Origin of the sequence: Bacillus sp. RC51 (genome assembly GCF_044908115.1) — a bacterium.
Classification (GTDB): Bacteria; Bacillota; Bacilli; order Bacillales; family Bacillaceae_G; genus Bacillus_A; species Bacillus_A mycoides.
Genome location: NZ_JBIYCW010000023.1, coordinates 1 through 20,875 on the forward strand (window position 1 = coordinate 1; position 20,875 = coordinate 20,875).

Here is a 20,875-nt window from a genome sequence, read left to right on the forward strand (position 1 = left end):
ATTATTATTATATAACAATTAAACAGTTATAGGTAGAAAAAAAGACACCCTAAGGTGCCTTTCTCCGACTTGAACCACTTTAATTTTAATAATATGTATTGGATTTCCATCCAAATATTATTTTAGGGGTCACCATATCATTCTGGGAAAATTGTACGCTAAGAGATTTATAAAGGTCGTTGGTACTTAATATACGTTTATAAATATTTCGTTACATGTTTATAAACATGACAAACCTTGATTTCATAAGGAGTAAAGTTTCTTCCTTAAAGGTATAACTTTATAAACAGGTGGTTTTTGAAACGAGAAAATGTATAACTTAAGTGAATTTGAAAGTAAACTAATGGCTAAAAGTTTACATTGGAGTTTTGAATCATTTTATAACTAATTTTGTAATAAATTTCTCAATATAGATATACTTGTTAATTATGGTTATAATATTCAAAATTAACAAGAAATAAATTATAATAAAAATGTGATGGTTATTCCCTTTGTTTACTCCTTGTGCTAAAGATAAGATTGTGTTCCCGATCTTATCTTTTTTCTTTGTAGATTTTTGATACAAAAAAAGAATCCTTATAACAAGGATTCTGCAACAGGAAATAACAAAATATAAAAGATTGTATCTCTGGTGCACAAGATAATTGAGATAGAAGAGAATTTACATTATATCTTTGTAAGAGATATTTTGCGTATTGAGTATTCTGAATAAACTTTTCATACATAAATTAAAACTCCATAATAATAATCTTTTTTTATATCTCTTTACAGAAAAATATATAAATTTAGTTCTTATTATAATGGTAATCCTTTGGCTACTCTATTTTGATACTCTTTAAGGGGTAGTGTAATAGATTTATTTGGTGCATCTATTGGAGTTGCTTTAACATATATCTCAGAATAATGACCACCTTCACCGCTAAACTCAGATTGAATATCTACTACTGGTATTTGTATATTTTTATTATCTGGTTGTACATAAGATTCAAAGTTTAAATATGATGGTGTTGGTTTTGAACCATTCGTAAGTAAAGAATACACTTTTGAATTGTAAAAATTAGGACGTGATTCCTGCCACGTCCATCCATATCCATTTTGATCATAGTAGGATAGTTTCGGAACATGAACTTTTGATTCCGTTTTAAATGTTCCTGAGAAATTAGCGGCTTTCACTATACCAAAATATGTTGTGGTATAACCAGCCTTACAAATTACAGGCTGTGATTTAAATATAATTTGTTCTTCATGAGTAGATGTGTTAGAACTTGTATGAGTATAATTAAATTCAGATGAAAGTGTGATCTCTTGACCGCCTTCAGCAACAAAAGGAATTTTAACTGCTAACGTTGATTTTGAAGATACTCCTAATTTAGCCCCTTCTTGGTTTGAATAGGTAAAAGACTCTGTTGTTTTGATACTTTTTTCAGGAGAATACCATGTTTGATCTACTAATCCATCATTTTTGTATGATAGTAGTTCTATTTGTTGTGTAGGTCCCCAACTATCAAAATGTGCTGTTATATCTAAGTTATTAACATCAGTATGATATTCGGGCTTAGATACATATTTAGTTGCAGTATTTGGATTAGCTGCAGTACCTTCTGGAGTCATTCTATCTTTTATATCTTGTATAAACTTATCTTCATTATAAACATTATCACTCTTTGTATTAACATTTAATATTGTACTTTTTGTAGCATCTGCAAAAGAAGTAGTAGGCATACTTACTACTCCTATACTTAACATACATGCGAATGGCATCATTACAGCCATTTTTTTATATGATTTCATCAATATTCCACCTCTCTTAATAGATTTAGCATTATGCTATTAATATATCTAATTGACAGAAAATACTCAACATTCCATTTAATTAGTCGCTATCGGATAAAATTAACTAGTTTTTTACGTTTTATTACATATATGCATCTAGAAATATGTTAATTTTTTTTGTTAATGTCATATTTAAGATAAAAAGATATATAGAAATTAAGAAATCTACTGTTAATTGTCATAAATTCTACAATGTTTTTAAATGTGTTTATCTTTCTGGCGTACCGCCAGCATTTCGGAAAAAAACCACGCTAAGCCAAAAATACAATAAGCTGTCCATATAGACAGCTTATTTACATAATTATCGAAAACGGAAGTAAATAATTCAAATATATTTCTCGATAGTTTAACATCTTCTTTTCAATTACAATTTATGTTGATTTGGTGATAAACTATGATTTTATTAAACAAAATAAGGGGAATTAAAATATGAACCTATTTGCTTACATAGTTGGTATATTTTTAATTATTATTGGTGGTTATAATATTTATAAAAGTCTTTGTTTCAGATTTTCCAAATATGGTACAACTATAAAAACAATGGTTATACCATTTTGGGTTATTCAACTTGGGGGATCTTTACTACTTATAAGTTTAGGAATGTTTCTAATAATGATTTAAAAAAAGCTAATTCTATATAAATTAGCTTTTTTAGTTTATGTAAAATTCAAAAGTGAAAATCAATGTATACCGTATTCACGTGAGGTTAACATAACGTCTCATTATCGGTAGCAGGACTCGAAGCATTACGTTGGACAATTGAAGAAAAAGAGAAATTAACAAAAGCTGATTTATTACAAATATATAGTAAAAGATGGTTAAGGAAACATGGATTATCCACACCTTTACAAAGGTTTTGGAGATGAAATATAAATTTAATGTTGCAAGATCTATATGAGGTCTCGATACCCAAATGACATAAATCCTATATTAGGGGTCGCTATATTTTATGAGATAATACTTTCAAAATTTTAAGAGAACAGGAGTCAAAATTGACTCCTGTTCTCTTTTGTTAATTATTAAGAAGACACTATTCTTACATAGCAATTGTGGAAATAGCTTGCTTGTAGACTAGTTGTTGTTTACTCTGAACCATCATAAGAACGGTAAATTTATCCGTTGCAAGGATCTGCCCACGCACTGGAACGCCATTCTTTAAAAATACAGTAACTTCCCCTTTTTTCTCTTTCAATTGTTCATACATATCTTCTTGTAAATTAAACATGAAATGCGCCCCCTGGTTTGTTTGGATTTACTTTTCTTCTAATACCTGCTGCTTTTCACTGTTGGATATTTGTGATTCCCATTCGCTTTCTATTTTTCTAAACCATTTTCCTATTTTGCTTAGATAATATCTTTTTACTTCGCCATTAGGAATCCAAATTTCACGTTCCTGTATTTGATTCATCACTTCATGAAGAATCTCATCATGTTCATACTTTCTAGGTTTTCTATAATGTATTTTTACAAACTGTGTATATTCTCTACGTAACCAATTAGAAATATGTTGTCTTTGTCTTTGCTTGAGATGTGACCATTTTTTATTTGTTTGAAGGATTTTTCCATTTACTTTTATGTGGTTTTCCATCGACACTCCTCCCCTTTTACTAGCAAAACGAATATATAACTATCGTATCACATTTAAATTGAAATACTGCTCTAGGTACATATTTCGCAAGAAATCTATCCAAAACACACAATACAGTTTCCATTAAGGCGTCACCATATCAAAAAAGAAAATTGTACGTTAAGGAAGCTTTTTACATGAAAAAGATTATTCTTTTTATAATATTTTTCTTTATCCTAACTAGAAATTATTTATCAATATCTATCTAGGAAGAAATTTGGAGGTATTTGTAAAAAGAAAAAGAATGTTTATAATTGCTAGATAAAAAAATTAAAAATGTAGGAGGATGTTAAAATGGAAAAAACAATGATGGTAGGTACAACAAATATGATGATGTCTATGGAAAAAATGATGTGTGAAATGAAGTGTATGAAGATGATGATGAACAACATGATGCAAATGAATGTAAACATGGATAAAGCTATGATGAATACAATGCATGAATGTGATGAAATGATGACTTCTACTATGTCTATGATGAAAGCTATGAAAGAGAAATGCTGTTAAAAGATATTGGTATTTCATTCCGTATGGCACATAGTTTTCTATATGGTTTTTAGCTGTCATATATGAATGTACATTTGCATTTTATTTCTTAGAAGACGGTTCAATATTGACCGTCTTTTTCGGTTGTTTTCCCTATGCCAATCACAGAGGGAAATAAATATGAGGTAACTTACAATGGCCGTGTGATTAGTACTTTTGTTGTCCGAGGACATTAATTAATCAAAAAGAACTGAAGTCAAAATTGACTTCAGTTCTTTTTCTGGAACCTTATAATCCATTTTTTATTTGATTCGACCATATCCTGCAATATATTTACTCCAATACGTACTATCTAAGCTAGCTTCACCTACTCCGGAATTACTAGCACTATAAAACTTGTTATTACCAATATACATACCAACATGAGTAATACCTGATTTGCCCGCGACCGTTCCTTTAAAGAAAACTAAATCTCCTGGTTGAAGAGCCTTTTTTTCAACGCGTGTTGTTTTATTATATTGATCTTGTGATGTACGCGGTAATTTAATCCCTTGTGTTCCATATCCCCATTGCATTAATCCCGAACAATCAAATCCAGTTTTAGGACTATTTCCACCATATTTATATGGTTTACCTTCATATTTTTTCATCTCTGCATAGACTTTGCTAAATTGGCTCGCAGTTAATATAAATATTATAATTCATTCTTCCGTACTTACAGTATAAGGCTAACTCATAACAAAAAATCCCGTATACAATTATTAGTATTGGATTTGTTACTAATGACAGGAGTATCTTTTTGCATTTTCCTTAAATATAGAAATCACTCCTAATTACATGAATTACTGATATTAAGTATATCTTAAATTCCAATTCACCTAGTATATATACGTCTTTATGATAGCTGAGCAACAGACTTTATTCTGTATGTGCCATAATATTTTTTAACAACTTTATTAATATTATCAAATTCAATTCCTGCGTTTTTGGCGATTAGCTTCCTACAGTGAAGCTTGGTTTTTTTTGCTGTCCTTTTTTGCAGTTGCTTTCTTAATACGTAGGCTGAAAGCTCACGCACAACTGCTCTGGCAATTTCTTTTAAAAGTTCAAACAATAATTCCTTGTTATATTACCTCCTTTTCTTCCGAATGGAAAGAAGGGAGAAATAATAAGTTAAAGAAAGCAATAGGTGTTTTTACTGAGACACATTGATTACTCTTATTACTCATTACAACAAAGTTTATTCAACTGAATATATTATGTTTTTTATAAAATAATACAAACCCTGATACAATATGACTACACTGTATCAGGGTTAATTTTTGATGTTGCACTATCCTCTAATACATATGATAACTATAGTTATCATATGATGGAGATTAGTTAGGCCAAGACCCTGTCCACGTATTGTGCGCACTTTTGGAATGGTGGTCTACTAACCATTAACAGCCGCGAATTGGCTGTTATACAGATTGGCGTAGTAGCCGCTGCGCTCCAGCAGCTGCTCATGACTGCCGCTCTCGACGACATCCCCGTCCTTCATGTAGAGGATCATATCTGCCTCACGGATTGTCGACAAACGGTGGGCGATAACGAAGCTCGTTCTGCGTTCCATCATCTTCAGGAACGCCGCCTGGATACGAATCTCCGTAAGCGTATCAATGCTGCTCGTTGCTTCGTCGAGAATTAGCATAGGCGGATTAACCAACATAACCCGAGCGATCGTCAATAGCTGTTTCTGTCCCTGGGATAGGCTGTCACCGGAGCCATTGATTATTGTATTATAGCCCTGCGGCAGCCGCTTGATGAAGCTGTGGGCGTTAGCTGCCTTAGCGGCAGCAATAACCTCCTCCTGGCTAGCATTCGGTTTCCCGTAGGCGATATTGTCATGAATTGTCCCGCCAAACAGCCAAGTATCCTGTAGCACCATCCCAAAGGTATGGCGTAAGCTGTCACGGTCCATATCGTTAATGTTAATACCATCTATCGCAATCTCGCCGGCATTAACATCATAGAATCGCATTAACAGATTCACTAACGTTGTCTTGCCAGCACCCGTCTGTCCCACGATTGCGACACGTGTTCCTGGTTCGACAACTAGGTTCAAATCGGTAATAAGGGGGCGGTCAGGCTGGTAAGCGAACTTCACATGATGGAATGTAATCGTCCCCTGCTTAGCTGGGATATGAACTGCATCTTCAACGTCCGGTGACTCCGCCGATTTATCAAGTACCTGGAAGATACGTTGTGCAGAGGCCGTAGCTGATTGCAACTGTGTAATTATTCCGGTAATCTCGTTGAACGGTTTAGCGAACAGATTGGCATAAATCAGGAAGCTCGATAGTCCCCCGACCGATATTCTAGACATAATGACCATAATACTCCCAATTAAGGCGATGATTGAGAAGGTAACATTGTTCACGAAACGGGTGGATGGATTTGACAGAGAGCTGACGAATTGTGATTTTACCCCGGTGTGATACAATTCATCATTTCGCGCTGTAAACTCCGCAAAAGAGTGGTCTTCATAACGGAAGGCCTGAACAACCTTCTGCCCGCCGATCATCTCCTCGACATAGCCATTCAGCCCACCCAATATACGGGCCTGATCACGAAATAACTGCTGAGAGCGCATCGTGATGAACCGCGCTACGAAGAAAGTCACTGGTGCAGATAACAGCACGACGATGGTCATGAGCGGATTCGTATACAACATGAACGCGATCGCCCCGATGATTGTAACAACACCGGTTAATAATGTGGAGAATCCCTGCAGCAACCCGTCCGATATGGCATCCATATCGTTTACGAATCGGCTGATGCTGTCCCCTTGCGGATGATTATCATGATATTTCAGTGGCAGTACATTCAGCCTGTCGAACATTTCGCTGCGCAAATCATTTACTGTTTGATTAGCAAGTCGATTCGTAAGATATGTCAACAGCCAACCGAACAAGCCTCCGATGAGATACACCAGACTAAGCTGTATAAGCAGTCTGAATATGTCCGCGAACTCAACAGCACCCTTGCCGACCATATGGTCGATCGTAATCCCAATCATAAATGGACCGATCAAGCTGGAGGCTACGCTAATAATCGCACTAATGAAGGCCCAGATTGTATACCTTTTATATTTTCCTGTATAAATTAGTAGTCTTCCCCATGTTTGCTTCATGTTCATTGTTGTCCTACCTCCTCATTAGCGAACTGTGAGCGGCAAATATCTTGATAGACACTACAATCTCGCTTGAGTTCAGCATTGGTGCCGATGCCAGCAATCCGTCCGTCTTCGATGACGATGATTTTATCCGCCTGCTGCACGGTGCTAACCCGCTGCGAGACGATGAATACCGTAATTCCCTGGCTGTTTTCCCGGATCGACCTTCTTAACGCCACATCTGTGGCAAAATCAAGTGCACTCGAAGAATCATCAAGGATGAGAATATCGGGACTGGCGACAATTGCCCTGGCGATTGTTAAGCGCTGCTTCTGCCCACCCGACAAATTAAGTCCGCCCCTTGACACCAGAGTGTTATAGCCTTCTGGCATTTTCGTTATGAATTCATCGGCCTGGGCAATGATAGCTGCCCGTTTGACTTCTTGATCCGAAGCTAATTCGTTACCCCAGCGGATATTATCGGCAATCGTCCCTGTGAAGAGCAGTGCCTTCTGCGGAACGATCCCGATTTCGCCGCGTAGCTCATGTAGACTATAATCCCTTACATCAATTCCGTTGACGAGTATTTGTCCGGAGGTAGCGTCATAAAATCTCGGAATCAAGTTCACAAATGTAGATTTGCCTGAACCAGTACCACCGATAATTCCCACAGTCTCGCCACGTTTTATCTCCACCGATATATCTGTCAGTGCCGGTTCACTCGTTGTACTATATCCGAAGGAAACATGATTAAATGTAACAGCAGGACCATCCTTCTTGTCTTCTATTTTCGCTGCAGACTGTTTTTGCTCCTCAGGCACAAGGTCAGCGATGGAAGGAACGGTTTCGAACACCTCATTGATCCGTGATGCTGAGGACGCTGCCTTGGTAAAAATAATAATCAGATTCGACACGACAATCAAAGCGAGCAAAATTTGCGTTACGTAGTTAATAAAGGCGATGATCTCGCCAGAAGATAATGTCCCCGCATTAATATGGAAACCACCAATCCATAGAATAGCGATAATTACTCCGTTGACAACAACCGTCGTTGCCGGATTAAGCAGCGCAGACACCCGCCCTACTCGGATTGCAGTGGCCGTAATGTCGTCGGAAGCCTCGCTAAATCTCACCTTCTCTGCCTGTCTCTTGGCGAACGCACGGATGACGCGAACTCCCGTCAAATTTTCGCTCAATACTAGTGCGATTCTGTCCAACTTTTTCTGGTATAACCGATACATAGGTGCTGTTTTGGTAATTATTAAATATAGAATAATAGCAAACACTGGTGTCGCCGCAATCAGAACAAGCGATAGTCTAAAATCAAGCAGCATCGACATAATGATTGCACCAATGCAAATGAACGGGGCACGAATCACAAGCCGAATCAGCATCGCTACTGCAATCTGGAGCTGATTGACATCATTTGTGATACGGTTGATCAATGATGGTGTCCCAAAGCGGTCAATCTCAGTATAAGACAGCGTCGAGATATGCCGGAACAGCGTATTACGCAGTGTTGTACCGAACCCCTGTGATGCCCGGGCTGCATAATATTGACAAATCAGCGAGCTACCGAACCCCATTATCGACATGACGACCATTAAACCACCCATCTTCCATACATAAGCGATATCATGCCTGCCTATTCCATGGTTGACAATCAGGGCCACAATCGTCGGCAGAAGAAGCTCGAAAATTGCTTCCACCAGCTTAAAGAAAGGGCCAAGAATACTTTCCTTCTTATAAGGTTTTAAAAATGTTGTGAGTCTAAACAAAGTATCATCCCCATCATAATTGTCATAAGGTCGCTTTTGATTATGAAGTGATTTCGATATCGAATCTTGAATTCACCTGGGCATTCCTGCGCTCACGTACAAACTATGTACGCTCCGCTCCTCATGGCCTAGCTTCATCCAAATTTCTCAGTACTAAAAAGCGGCCATTCTGAAATTGGACTAAAATATTTAATTTAATGCAATTCAAAAGGTTTGACGAATTTTATTTACCGGATATGATTAAAAAATAACATAACATCTTCCATATTAATAATATTTGATTAGTATCTAATCTATATGAAATTAATATGGCAATTCAAAAGGAGAACCTTATGGACATTAGGCAATTGAAATACTTCCTGATGATTGCGGAAGAAGGCCAGATTACCTCGGCCGCCAAAAAACTGCAAATGGCTCAACCCCCGCTCAGCCAGCAGCTTAAGCTGTTGGAGGAGGAGCTTGGCGTAAAGCTGGTAGAGCGCGGTGCACGCAGTATCCGACTCACGGACGCCGGGGAGATGCTGCGCCGCAGAGCGCAGCAAATTGTAGATTTAACAGATTCGACGTCAAGAGAGGTCAGTGACTTTGCCAAAGGATTGAAGGGAACATTGGCAATTGGAACGGTTTCCTCCTCTGGAGCAACGTTATTAAAGGATAGATTATCCGAATTTCACAAAGCTTACACCGGGATCAAATTTGAAATCCATGAGGGAAACACGTTCAGGGTCATTGAATTGCTACAGAGTGGGGTCATCGAACTGGGAATCGTCAGAACTCCCTTTCATAATGCGGGGATGGGATACAAATGTGCGGAAAACGAGCCGATGATCGCCGTGATGACCCCGGAGCTGGATTGGAGCAGCGGGCAGGATGCAATCCGAATCGAAGAGCTGCACGAGCGCCCTCTGGTCATTTACCGCCGATTCGAACAGCTGATTCGCGAGACTTGTCAGAAAGCCGGCTTCGAGCCAAACCTATTCTGTAAAAATGATGATGCACGTACCACCCTATTATGGGCCAATGCCGGCCTCGGAATCGGAATTATCCCGAAATCCGCGTTTGAGCTGGCGAACCACAGTAGTCTGATCTATAAGGAAATCGACAGTCCTTCCCTCCAGACCAGGATCGCGGCAATCTGGATTAAGGACCGTTACATGTCCTCATTGGCCAGAAAGTTCTTGGAAAATTTCAGTAAGGAATAATAAAAGAAAGGAGTGAACAGTCGGTTCACTCCTTCTCTCTCCAAATCTTTGAGGGCTTTTTTGATCTTTTCATGAGGAAAGATCAGGCGCCTCTGATTATTTATTTATAACTATTTTTTAATTAAAAAGGCAGTAGCTGCAAACTGGGCGTGTGATTTGATATTGCAAAGCTCTCTGGCATCAATTTTCTCATCATCTACCATTTTAAAAACAACAACAAATCACTTTACTTTATCAATAGCCAACTTCTAAACTTTCAATACTTGTAGTAAATTCCCCGCCAAACAGCTTTTCTAAAAATAAATGACAGCTACCGAAAGTGAGTCACAGATTGAATTACAAAAAAGAACCAGCTCTTATAGCTGGTTTAATTGTGCCAATCATGAATATGAAATAAGGATTTCTAAGTCTTAAAGATAATTTGAATCTGCCAACGAATGGAATAAAAATCATGTATTTGTACCATTTTTAATAATTTATAAATTCGTTGAAATGTTCGCATCAAATTCATCTGATTTTTTAGTATCTATTTTTTCCCCATCTATTGTCACTCTTATTTCTTGTTTTTGGTTTGCTGTTACCATCCAAGCATTCGGTAAATAACGATCTTCATGGGATAATGTAGAAGGTGAATTTATAACCTTTCCTCCTAAATATAGCGTAGCAGAAGAACCTCCATCCATAGCCATTGCATTTATTGCTCCTTTTTCATATAGAATATCTTGACACTCTTTTAACGTAGCTCCTATGCTATGTGTCTGCCTACCGTCAATCACTAGAAACATTATTGTGCCATCTTCTTTTTGTGCCATAATACTTCGCGGAGCAGAGCCCCAACCACCGTCTCCTTCTGTAATCATTTTTTCTCCATTAACAATTAACTGTGGCATAAATCCTGCTGCTGAAACGACTTGTTTATCCAAAAGTTGTTGGGTAGAATAATTCCCTGTTATCATTTGTCCAAACTTTGTTAAGCCCGTAATAATTGTAGGGGTATTTTTATCTATATTTGTATCAATTTCTTTCCCATTTTCTATTACTATTCCAGTTGCAATATTTCCTCCACCCCTTCCTGTTTCATCAGCAAATCCACTTGCATTCACTGCAACAAGTGCATGATTACGTTTTGCCATTACACTAATTTTTTCTCCCCTGTTAGCTCCTTGTGTTCCTTGATGGCTAACAAGTTTAACATTGAAGGGATTGCTAATGGTAATTAACTTCCCTTCGAAAAGAAAACGACTATCTTTATTACTTTTAATTGTTTCTACATCAATTTCTAATGGCTGATTTTTTAATTCTTCTAATCTTTTTCCTGCTATTTTTTTATAAATGGCCTCATCACTATTTGACCATTTTGGATGATTAATTCTATCTTGCAGTTTATCTAGTTCCTTTTGGGATAGGAATGTATATTTCGCATATTGTGGATGCTGAGAAGTTAGTATACTTCCAGCAATTGTTACACGAAGATCTCGGCCATAGTTAGTACCAAATAATATTCCTATGCCAATAAGTATGAAAATAGAAAAAAGAAGCAAAATTCGTTTGAAGATTTTTCTTAGATGTTTCATAGGTTTCTCCTCCGGCATTAATTACATTCAATGAATCCTTTAAGATATTATTTGCCTAAAGACAAAAGTGGTTATTTCCCTCATTCCCGAGTTCCCCATTATGTCTTGGCAAGCAAAGCAAAATATTTATTCTACATTTCGTATTTATTTCAGTGTATATTTACAAATTTAATAACGTTTTTGCAACCATGAAATAAATTACTAATCCTGTTCCGTCAACAAATGTTGTAATAAATGGACCAGAAACGACTGCAGGATCTAATTTTAATTTTCTCAGAATCAAAGGTAAAACAGCTGCAACAAGAGAGGCCCAAATAACAATAAATAATAAAGTGATTGCTACAACTTGTGCAACTTCTGTTCCAACTCCTAACATATAAGCACGAGTGAGCCCAGCTAACCCAAGTGCAAGTCCGAGAAGCATGCCAATTGCAAATTCCTTTTTCATTACACGGAAAATGTCTTTAAATTTCACCTCTCCAATACCGATTGCACGAGTAATTGTTGCTACAACCTGTGTTCCTGTATTTCCTCCAGTACCTACTAATAACGGTACAAAGAAAGCTAGGGCAACTACTGTTTCAATTTCGTCTTCAAAATACTTTAGTACTGTACCTGTATATGCTTCAGCAACAAAAAGAAGCAATAACCATGGTAGACGTTTGAAGAAAATGCTCCAAATACTAGATTCAAAGTAAGATTGATTTAACGGTTCACTTCCGCCTAACTTTTGGATATCTTCTGTAGCTTCTGCTTCCATAATATTCATTACGTCATCAAATGTTATAATACCAATCATTTCATTATTTGCTGTTGTTACGGGTAATGCTGCTAAATTATAATTCAGTAGCTTTTTTACAACTTCTTGCTGATCAACTTCAGCGTGTACTGAAATTACCTCTTGAATCATGATAGTAGATAATATCTCCTCATCTGCTGCTAGTAATAGCCCATGTATGGAAACGATTCCCTTAAGATAACCATGACTATCAAGAACATAGATATAAGATATTGATTCTACATTTTCAGAATGCTCCCTAATGTACTTCAATGTCATTTTTACTGACCAATTCCCTCTAACTGCAACAAAATCACTTGTGACAAGACTTCCTGCCGTTTCAGGTTTGAAAGCCATTAATTTTTTTACATTATGTTTTGTAATTTTATTTAAATACGCCATTAATTTAGCTTGTTTTTCCGGATGAACCGCTAGAAGTAGATCTACTGTTTCATCAATCGGTTGTAAATCTAGTAACTTTTTAGCTTTGTTTTCAGATAAGTGAATTAAGATATTATATTTTTCTTCTGTACTCAAATGTTGAAGAATTTTTGAGCTTTTTAATACAGGAATCTTATCTAGTAATATGACTTGATCTTCAATTGAAAACCGTTTTACTTCTTGCGCAACATCATACGACGGATGACGTAAAACTTTCTCTGCATCCAAATTATTTTGGGTTACAAGTAATTCATTTAATAATTTCTTCATGTTAACTCCTCCTTATATTGCTAAGGGAGACTCTAGAGTTTCATGAGTGGTTTTGAGTTATTTTATCTGTCTAAAATTTTTATTAGAGCATTAATAGTTACATTGCAATCAATTTATTATTTAGAACTACCTCCTTTTTGAATATAGACAAGATAAAAATAAATAACATTAAACAAAAAAACCTTTACTCAAAAAGGAGTAAAGGTTTTTTACAATACAAATAAATGATTATTAAGACAGCTCTGCAAAAATCCCAGAGGTGCCTTTCTATCAAATCGTATACCACTCCCTCGTTGAGTTTTAGCACTGTATAGCATAGGTTTTTATAACCAGCTACATTAAAAAGGGCCTTAATCCGACCGTTCCTGTTGACCCATTGGCGTCTCTCGACATTTTTGGGCAGCAGCGTTTCTCTATACAGGAGCCTCACCTAACAAAGATTATTGAATTACTTCAAAATTTAAACCAGAATTTAATATTTGTCAACTAACTTTCGATTCGATTCATAATAAATTCTTTTTTAGAGAAATGTAATTCGACTCTATTGTAAATTTGAAATTCAACTTAAAAGATATACAATTAGTTCGAAGAAACGTTATAAAATATATGAAATTTCGTATAGGAAACTTATTGTTTATGATTTATTTGTAACTTTATAGCAGAAGTTGAATTATTAGTCATACCGTACTTCAAAAGAACATTCTTCAAAAATCTTATTTTATGATTAAAATCTTCTTTACCGTTTATCAAATTTATATGGTTAAACCACTTAATCAAATAATCCACTACAGGCCGAAAATAAGTATCTATACGAGATGATTAAATACATTTCCTTGCATTATTTCTCAAAATTCATAAAACAATAAAGAATATAAAATTAGCAATATGCTTACTTGACAAGCAAAAAAAAAATATTTATGCTGGCTACACGAAATAAATACATAAAACTTATATTGCTAAACCTGTTAGGTGAGGCTCCTATACAAACACAGGCTATTGCCCAAAAATGTCGAAAGACGCCAATGGGTAGAACAGGAATTGTCGGATTAAGGCTCTTCTTAAGATAGCTAAGTAATCAATTTCCATTACTTTACGTTGTATAGTGCCAAAGCTCTACTAGGGGGAGGAAAGCTTTATTTAGTCATGCCAATTTAAATCCCCCCTAGTATGTAACTAGGGGGGATTTTTGCGTAAGAAAACAGGGTGTAAGCTATAGAATCTTTCAAAACAAGAATACTATTTAGTAGTTGATGAGAACAAGATTCTACTCATTAGCAAATGTAATATTAAGTGTTAATGTAATCAGGAGGATATTAAAATGAAAAAAATATTAAAACTCGATTATCTATTGCTCCTCCCTCTATTCATAACATGTACTTTAGGTATTATCATGATGTATAGCGCGAGCTCCATTGTTGCTGTTCAACATTACGGTTATAACAGTAGGCATTTTGTTGATTCTCAATTAACAAAGCTATTTTTAGGAACAATAGGGTTAATAGTTTGTGCTATTCTCCCATATGAAATATGGAAAAAACGAATAGTCTCTATCTGTATTATGGTTGGGGGAATTTTTTTATTAATTATGGTTTTGTGGAAAGGAAAAGTGGTAAATAATGCTCAATCATGGATCTTTGGAATACAGCCAGCTGAATTTCTTAAATTAGGAACAATACTTGTAACAGCCCGTTTTTTTGCATTACGACAAGAACAAGCTAAAAATATTTGGAGTGGTAGCGGAAAACTTTTATTTTTTTTAGCTGCAATTTTTTTCCTAATCTATAAACAGCCAAACTTAGGATCTGCACTTTTAATATTAGGTATAGGTTTTAGCATATTTCTTTGCTCTGGAATAAATGTAAATCTATTAATTAAAAGAATTATAATCGCTTCTATTTTTTGGTTACCTTTTTTATACTTTTTAATTCAATTTAGCTTGTCAGAAGTTCAAAAGACACGTATTACTACAATTCTCAATCCCTTTGTTGATGCGCAAGGAAAAGGATATCAACTTGTAAATTCTTTTATTGCCATTGGCTCTGGAGGAATTACTGGACGTGGATTCGGAAATAGCATTCAAAAAACCGGCTATCTTCCAGAACCACATACTGATTTTATAATGGCAATAGTTTCTGAAGAACTAGGGTTTATTGGTGTATTTATTGTATTGGCAGGGGTTTTGACTATCGTTCTTCGTTCCTTAAAAATTGCACAACTATGTGTAGATCCATTCGGAAGTTTTATAGCAATTGGTATAGGATGTATGATTGGTATGCAATCCATTGTAAATTTAGGTGGTATTACGGGACTATTTCCTCTTACTGGTACCCCATTTCCATTTGTTAGTTTTGGTGGAAGTTCTTTAATGGTCAATTTAATAGCAATAGGAATATTGCTTAATATTTCAATTTTCAATAAAATTAAGTTTAATAATTATAATATATAATTCTATTTTTTAGAGATTATAAAATTTAACCTCATTGAGCAATCTATGTTCAAATAATTTCTAATTAGGTTTTTAACTGTATGAATATTAATTTTAATACCAAAAAAGGCAGGAGCTTTTGGTGAAAACTTGTTAAATAATTGTTTAATCAATGTATGTGTCTTTTCATTATATGTATTATTCATCTCAATCACATACCCTTCACCTAAAATGATTAGAAATATATTGACTTGTTATTTTTCTTGTATTGAATTTAATTGGATCACTGTTGTATTGTCGTATCGCCTATAAAAAAAAGAAAACTTAATTAAGTTTTCTTTTTTTATGTTATTCCAAATCTGATTAGTTTTCATAAAGTATCTTATGTTTCCGCTGGAACGGATAAGTTTTAATTTCATCTGTATCTAAATTTTCATGAAATAAATGAATAGCTATAATTTGTCTACAATCATAGGTATGGTAATAATATGTACCAGACTCCATACACATTGCGCTTGTATAAATGGTATTATCTAATGTACCTTCTTCCGTTATTACTCCACCTTTTGGAACCTCACAATTTGATAAGATATGAAAAATGGCCGATATGCCCTCTTCTTCGTTATCTATACCTTGAATATTTTGTTTGCCATACGCTGCCCGAACAAACCTTGATGGTGGGGTGAAATCCCCAGGGAGTCCCATCGAACCTGAACCTTGTCCAAAAGCACTTAATGGTACATCCCCCCATTGTGTTGGCGCATATGGCTGCGATTTAAGACCGATATATTGTCTTAAATTTTGTAAATGCCAGTTAAACTCAGGACTATTGGTCATTACCCCAAGAGGATTATCATATATTTTTAGTCCTTCAGTTGTCGGCTCTAGTACAATACAATCTCCCCATTTATCCGCTAAAATCCAATGTAGCGGTGGAGTAACCCCTAAAACAGGTAATGGTACATCCAAAAAGGAAATACTATCTACAGAGTTCTTTAACTCTTCGACAGAATTGAATTGTGTGAGACTCCATGCCACAAAATCAAATGGAGCCAGATTCGTTTTATTTTCATCTATACTGTTACTATAACTTGCGAATCCTGGAAAATAGAGTGTTGCACATGTCATACCTGATTCATTTACTCCGTCCGCCAGGATGATCCTTCCTTGATGGTTAATCCCCATCCCTACAACAGCTTGTTTCGCCTCGATAGTTTCACCAGTTATATTGTTCCATTGATAACTACGAGGAACTATTATTACTTCTTGATTGAAATCTAATGTAAAATCCATCGTTCTTGCAAAAAGATGCTGACCGCTTTTTGTCTGTAATGTCAAACTGGTACACATAAAGAACGCCCCTTTATTTAGTTTATTTGAACAAAAACCATTTAATTTCTATCCTTAAGTTAATAGGCATGTATCGTGACCTTTATTAAAAAATATGATTGCTAATTTTATTTCGATCTTCCTTGCACCCAAGCAGCAATATCATTTATAACATACTCAGGGATATTAGCAGGACTATAATATTCATCCGGTTTACTTAACTCCCCATCTCCTTCTGTAAAGAAGTGATTTAACTTTGGATATAGTCGATAATCAACGTTATCTCGCTCTTTTAATTGTTCTTTCCAAAGAGGAATCTCGATTTTTGATTGAACTTGATAGTCTCTTTCTCCTTGAATAATAAGAAGCGGTGTCTTTTGTTCTTTTGACATTTCTGCTGCTTTAATTTTACGAATAGAATCCCAAAATACTGCTGATCCTAAATAAAAATCTTTTGGAGGATTCTGACTAGAGAAATTGGGATCATTTAATAATTCAAATTGCGATTTGTAAAATTTATATTCATCCGATTTCATTGCTCCAATAGAAAAAAGATACTCGAATTGATCTAAAACAACATCTTGGATTGTACGGGCTGGTCCTCCCATCACAATTGCTCCAGCTATATTTTGATTTTGGTCTTTTTCAATCATTTTCGGAAGCATCAGTCCACCTTGACTATGACCAAGAATATAAATTTGATTCTTATTTATCATAGGTTCATTTTGAAGAAAATGAGTCACAAGAAGAGCATCATCTGTTGTCTCTTTATCAACTGTATAAAAAGGACTGTATTGTGTTTTCAATCCATGTTCATAAGTCCGTTTATTATAGCGAAGGACAGCAATTCCTTTCGAGGCAAGACCTTCAGCTAAATCGCGAAATGGTTTTAAAGCAAACGCTGTTTCATCCTGATCGGTTGCTCCAGATCCTTGCACAAGAATAACTGCTGGGAAAGGACCCTTACCTTTTGGAACAGACAATGTTCCTGGTAATGGAAATGCACCACTTCCAACTACTACTTCTTTATCAACAAATGATTCAGGCTTACTATATGATGGACGCTCTGCAACAGGACTAAACGACATGCTGAGTTGAAAATCGTCTATTTTTCCAGATGGATCTAGTTTAATTAGTAAAGGTACAGTAAATTGTTCAAAAGCTAATTTAACTTCTATATTCGCATGCACGGAATTTGTCTCTTTTTGTATTACCTCTCCAATTCCTATAAAAGAACCTGCTTGTAATTGCAATGGGAGTCCCTCCCAATAGCTCTTCAGCCATTCTTCGGATATTATTTTCTGTAATGACCTTGAGGTTAAATCAAATGCAGATTTATAATCTTCACTATTCATATGGCGAATAAATGAAAGAGTAGTAGATATAATAGGATTTTCATCATCAATATTGTCTACTTTTTTTATAGTTGTGTTTGTTTCCTTTAATGTCGGAATAAATTGATGGTTAAACGGATTATTATATGTATTGGGATATACACTTGTTTTCAATACATCCATATTCCGTTCCTCATACAGACTTGAAGCAATCGCGAAATTTTTAGGTAAAGTTACTTCCTCCGCATATGAAACTGAAGGAATCGTTATTGTACAAATTGCACTGACAAATAATAACTTATTACCTATTCTTTTTTTCTTGCCCATATTTATTGATTCTCCCTTCAAAATTTAAAATTTTTAATACAGTATGCCAAATACTATAAGGGAAATAAAAATTATCAAAGAGATTAATAATCTACTTTACGATTCCCCCTAACAAATTAAAAAACTATTATAAACAAACTTCAATAAAAAATGCCTTCCCCCTCTTTTTATAACTCGATTTTTTGATTAGATGGATGTTATCTAAAACAAAATTATTTATTGCATGTGCTTCGTGCTGATTAACTCTATAGTCGATCGCCAGCAGACAATCGACTATAGATTCTTATAATTATTGTGTTCGCTAATTGAGAATTTAACGAACACTTGGGTGATATGAGTTAATCCCCCTTTCTATCTCAGATGTAAATGTAAAAGGACATAAAACTCCAAACTATTTAGACAAGAAAGTCTAAACTTTCGCTTTTAGATATTGGTTGGGACAAGAAACTCTAAAACTAAATTTTATAGATTTACAGAACTAACCCCATTTAATTTTGTTTAAGATACTCCCATTCTTACCTAATGACTTATACCATCATTCTTGTTAATTCATTCATATTAATGTAACGATTCAAATGGATTATGGGAATTACATTATCTTGAAGGAAAACTTTCCCCCCCCAACAATTCATATATGATTCAAAAGGTCTATGTATTTTTGAAGTCCTTCAAAATGTTATCTTGATCCTTTCGACACATTGATTTTTATAGAAATATACCTACTTCAAAAGGCGTACCTTTTGGTATGCAGTATAGAGAATTTATAAAAAGATTATTTGATTAATATAGATGTATCTCTGCAATTTATTTTCTTGAAATGGTATAAAATGAAAAACAAATTATCCAAGATTCAATAAATTTCTTTAAGAGTATTTACAAATGCGTCATCGCATGTTAACGTATAAAAAAATACATGCGATGACGCATTTAATTGGAGTGATTAGATGAAACTAGATAAAGTAATTGGGGTTGAAGAGGCAGCGGTTTTATGGGGATTATCACCTGGATACATAAAAAATCTTTGTGCAAAGGGTGAAGTAGTATCAAAAAAAATTGGGAAAACGTGGGTGATAGATGCTACACAAAACCATCCAGCTTTATGTTCATACATTAAGAATATTCAAGGAGGTCCATTTGTAAAGGAAGTATGTATAAGCGAAAAATCTAAAAATGTAGCTATTCAGTACGTTGATTCTTTTAATGAATATGCCATGTTAAATAAAAATCCAGGTAATGACGCTAAAACCTATGAAGAATACTTCGGAACAGGTGACAGGATTAATAAAATACTAACTCAAGAAAGCGCTCGTTTATTACGTCAATTTCCATTTTTGGAAAATGTCTTAATTAATATTCCATATAAAGGGCTAGTTTATGAAATTGAATTGAACCGAGATAAATTGAACAACTATTTGGGATACAAAATAGAAGATTTAAGTATACAAGATAGAACGTGGCATCAAGATTTTCTAGAAAAACATGCATATCCCAAAGAAGGTAGAGCTAGATTAATAAATGAATTTGTAACAGTTAAATAATTTTTAAATTATTTAACTGTTACAAATTGTACCTTTTGGGACAAAAAAAGAATCCTTTTCATAATAAGGATTCCTAATTAAAAATATGTATTTTTTGCATCCACATCAATAAATCAAATATGGATTATACGTTTTTAATTCCATTATTAATTCTTTGCTGTAATTGTAATCGTCATACCTGATTTAAGTGTGACGTTGTAAACTCGATTATCATTCAAGTTGGTTAATTGTGTTTGGATTTCATTAGCTGTTTCTTCATCATAAGAGATTTTAACAACTGTTTCATGAATCGGCACTTCATTATCCAAGTTATCATCTACCCAATACAGAAGTCCTTCTTTTTCTGTTGTGTTAAATCCTATTTTAATTGCCTCCTCCAAAGTGCTTTCAGGAGTTAAATCATTTGGGTCATTAGGGTCTTTTGTAGCAATCCTGCGCTCAGATGCTGTAACACCGTTTGTTAAAATAATTGAAGCGGTTTTTGATTTTATCTTATCAAACTCATTTTTAAACGTATTATCAAACATATTATCAATTATCTCCCTTATATCTATTAGTATAAAATGTAATGATCTAATAAAATATTCTATAGAATTTATTGATTTCCTTTGTATTAATCACTTCATTTGTAGAGTTTTGAGTATGTAATTTAGTTCATATTTTTGTAAAATTCATTTTCAAAATATGAACATTAAACATGTTTTAAAATTTGTACCTTTATGAACATTGGTCATTTTTTAGGACGGATAATATTTAAAAAGTAAAACTAAGTTTAT

Annotated in this window: 15 protein-coding genes, 2 pseudogenes and 2 riboswitches; of the genes and pseudogenes, 4 read left to right on the top strand and 13 right to left on the bottom strand. The window is 34.7% G+C overall.

What is annotated here, in order from left to right; all coding sequences use genetic code 11:
- Window positions 1-795: 795 nt before the first annotated feature.
- From ABH959_RS27780 to ABH959_RS27790, 3 genes are all read right to left on the bottom strand, one after another.
- Complete coding sequence (locus tag ABH959_RS27780; RefSeq protein ID WP_404493421.1) at window positions 796-1,791, bottom strand: ETX/MTX2 family pore-forming toxin; 996 nt, start codon at window positions 1,789-1,791, stop codon at window positions 796-798.
- Between the two features lie 1,078 nt (window positions 1,792-2,869).
- The gene (gene hfq, locus ABH959_RS27785) at window positions 2,870-3,058 is read right to left on the bottom strand and encodes an RNA chaperone Hfq (protein WP_113937249.1); all 189 of its coding nucleotides are present in this window, start codon (window positions 3,056-3,058) and stop codon (window positions 2,870-2,872) included.
- 27 nt (window positions 3,059-3,085) lie between these two features.
- A complete protein-coding gene (locus ABH959_RS27790) occupies window positions 3,086-3,421 on the bottom strand; it encodes a transposase (protein WP_404493423.1) in 336 nt (111 codons plus the stop codon).
- A 333-nt stretch (window positions 3,422-3,754) separates the two neighbouring features.
- On the opposite strand from ABH959_RS27790, the gene ABH959_RS27795 reads away from it, so the two are divergent.
- Window positions 3,755-3,967: a hypothetical protein gene (locus ABH959_RS27795; protein ID WP_086390030.1), complete on the top strand. Its 213-nt coding sequence runs from the start codon at window positions 3,755-3,757 to the stop codon at window positions 3,965-3,967.
- 281 nt (window positions 3,968-4,248) lie between these two features.
- Here the strand turns inward: ABH959_RS27795 and ABH959_RS27800 are convergent.
- The 4 genes and pseudogenes from ABH959_RS27800 to ABH959_RS27815 form a co-directional block, all read right to left on the bottom strand.
- A pseudogene (locus ABH959_RS27800) lies at window positions 4,249-4,632 on the bottom strand (C40 family peptidase); the annotation flags it as partial.
- Between the two features lie 209 nt (window positions 4,633-4,841).
- On the bottom strand, window positions 4,842-5,060 hold the full coding sequence (locus tag ABH959_RS27805; protein ID WP_113937247.1) for a hypothetical protein: 219 nt from the start codon (window positions 5,058-5,060) through the stop codon (window positions 4,842-4,844).
- Window positions 5,061-5,381: 321 nt separating this feature from the next.
- Window positions 5,382-7,127, bottom strand: coding sequence for an ABC transporter ATP-binding protein (locus ABH959_RS27810; RefSeq protein WP_404493426.1), 1,746 nt, complete (start codon window positions 7,125-7,127; stop codon window positions 5,382-5,384).
- A complete protein-coding gene (locus ABH959_RS27815; protein WP_404493428.1) occupies window positions 7,124-8,881 on the bottom strand; it encodes an ABC transporter ATP-binding protein in 1,758 nt (585 codons plus the stop codon). The genes ABH959_RS27810 and ABH959_RS27815 overlap by 4 nt, the downstream gene beginning before the upstream one ends.
- 332 nt (window positions 8,882-9,213) lie before the next feature.
- Between ABH959_RS27815 and ABH959_RS27820 the strand changes: the two genes are divergently transcribed.
- Window positions 9,214-10,083, top strand: a complete 870-nt coding sequence (locus tag ABH959_RS27820) for a LysR family transcriptional regulator (protein ID WP_113937244.1) — start codon at window positions 9,214-9,216, stop codon at window positions 10,081-10,083.
- Between the two features lie 476 nt (window positions 10,084-10,559).
- Here the strand turns inward: ABH959_RS27820 and ABH959_RS27825 are convergent, their stop codons facing one another.
- Together ABH959_RS27825 and mgtE are read right to left on the bottom strand one after the other, a co-directional pair.
- Window positions 10,560-11,657 (bottom strand): phosphodiester glycosidase family protein, encoded by a 1,098-nt coding sequence (locus tag ABH959_RS27825; protein ID WP_113937243.1) that lies wholly within the window; start codon window positions 11,655-11,657, stop codon window positions 10,560-10,562.
- 160 nt (window positions 11,658-11,817) lie between these two features.
- On the bottom strand, window positions 11,818-13,146 hold the full coding sequence (mgtE, locus tag ABH959_RS27830; RefSeq protein WP_404493430.1) for a magnesium transporter: 1,329 nt from the start codon (window positions 13,144-13,146) through the stop codon (window positions 11,818-11,820).
- A 277-nt stretch (window positions 13,147-13,423) separates the two neighbouring features.
- Window positions 13,424-13,591, bottom strand: a riboswitch (M-box (ykoK) riboswitch).
- Window positions 13,592-14,100: 509 nt separating this feature from the next.
- Window positions 14,101-14,277: riboswitch (M-box (ykoK) riboswitch) on the top strand.
- 187 nt (window positions 14,278-14,464) lie between these two features.
- Here mgtE and ABH959_RS27835 point away from each other — a divergent pair.
- Window positions 14,465-15,592, top strand: a complete 1,128-nt coding sequence (locus tag ABH959_RS27835) for an FtsW/RodA/SpoVE family cell cycle protein (protein WP_113937241.1) — start codon at window positions 14,465-14,467, stop codon at window positions 15,590-15,592.
- Between the two features lie 104 nt (window positions 15,593-15,696).
- Here ABH959_RS27835 and ABH959_RS27840 read toward each other — a convergent pair.
- The 3 genes and pseudogenes from ABH959_RS27840 to ABH959_RS27850 all read right to left on the bottom strand — a co-directional run.
- Window positions 15,697-15,777, bottom strand: a pseudogene (locus ABH959_RS27840) (serine hydrolase); the annotation flags it as partial.
- Window positions 15,778-15,934: 157 nt separating this feature from the next.
- Entirely contained in the window at window positions 15,935-16,921 is a 987-nt protein-coding gene (locus ABH959_RS27845) for a choloylglycine hydrolase family protein (protein ID WP_002069031.1), read from the bottom strand.
- A gap of 107 nt (window positions 16,922-17,028) precedes the next feature.
- Complete coding sequence (locus ABH959_RS27850; protein ID WP_113937240.1) at window positions 17,029-18,561, bottom strand: alpha/beta hydrolase; 1,533 nt, start codon at window positions 18,559-18,561, stop codon at window positions 17,029-17,031.
- A 944-nt stretch (window positions 18,562-19,505) separates the two neighbouring features.
- On the opposite strand from ABH959_RS27850, the gene ABH959_RS27855 reads away from it, so the two are divergent.
- Window positions 19,506-20,099: a helix-turn-helix domain-containing protein gene (locus ABH959_RS27855; protein WP_404493433.1), complete on the top strand. Its 594-nt coding sequence runs from the start codon at window positions 19,506-19,508 to the stop codon at window positions 20,097-20,099.
- Window positions 20,100-20,245: 146 nt separating this feature from the next.
- Here the strand turns inward: ABH959_RS27855 and ABH959_RS27860 are convergent, their stop codons facing one another.
- A complete protein-coding gene (locus ABH959_RS27860) occupies window positions 20,246-20,626 on the bottom strand; it encodes a hypothetical protein (RefSeq protein ID WP_144513798.1) in 381 nt (126 codons plus the stop codon).
- Between the last annotated feature and the right edge of the window lie 249 nt (window positions 20,627-20,875).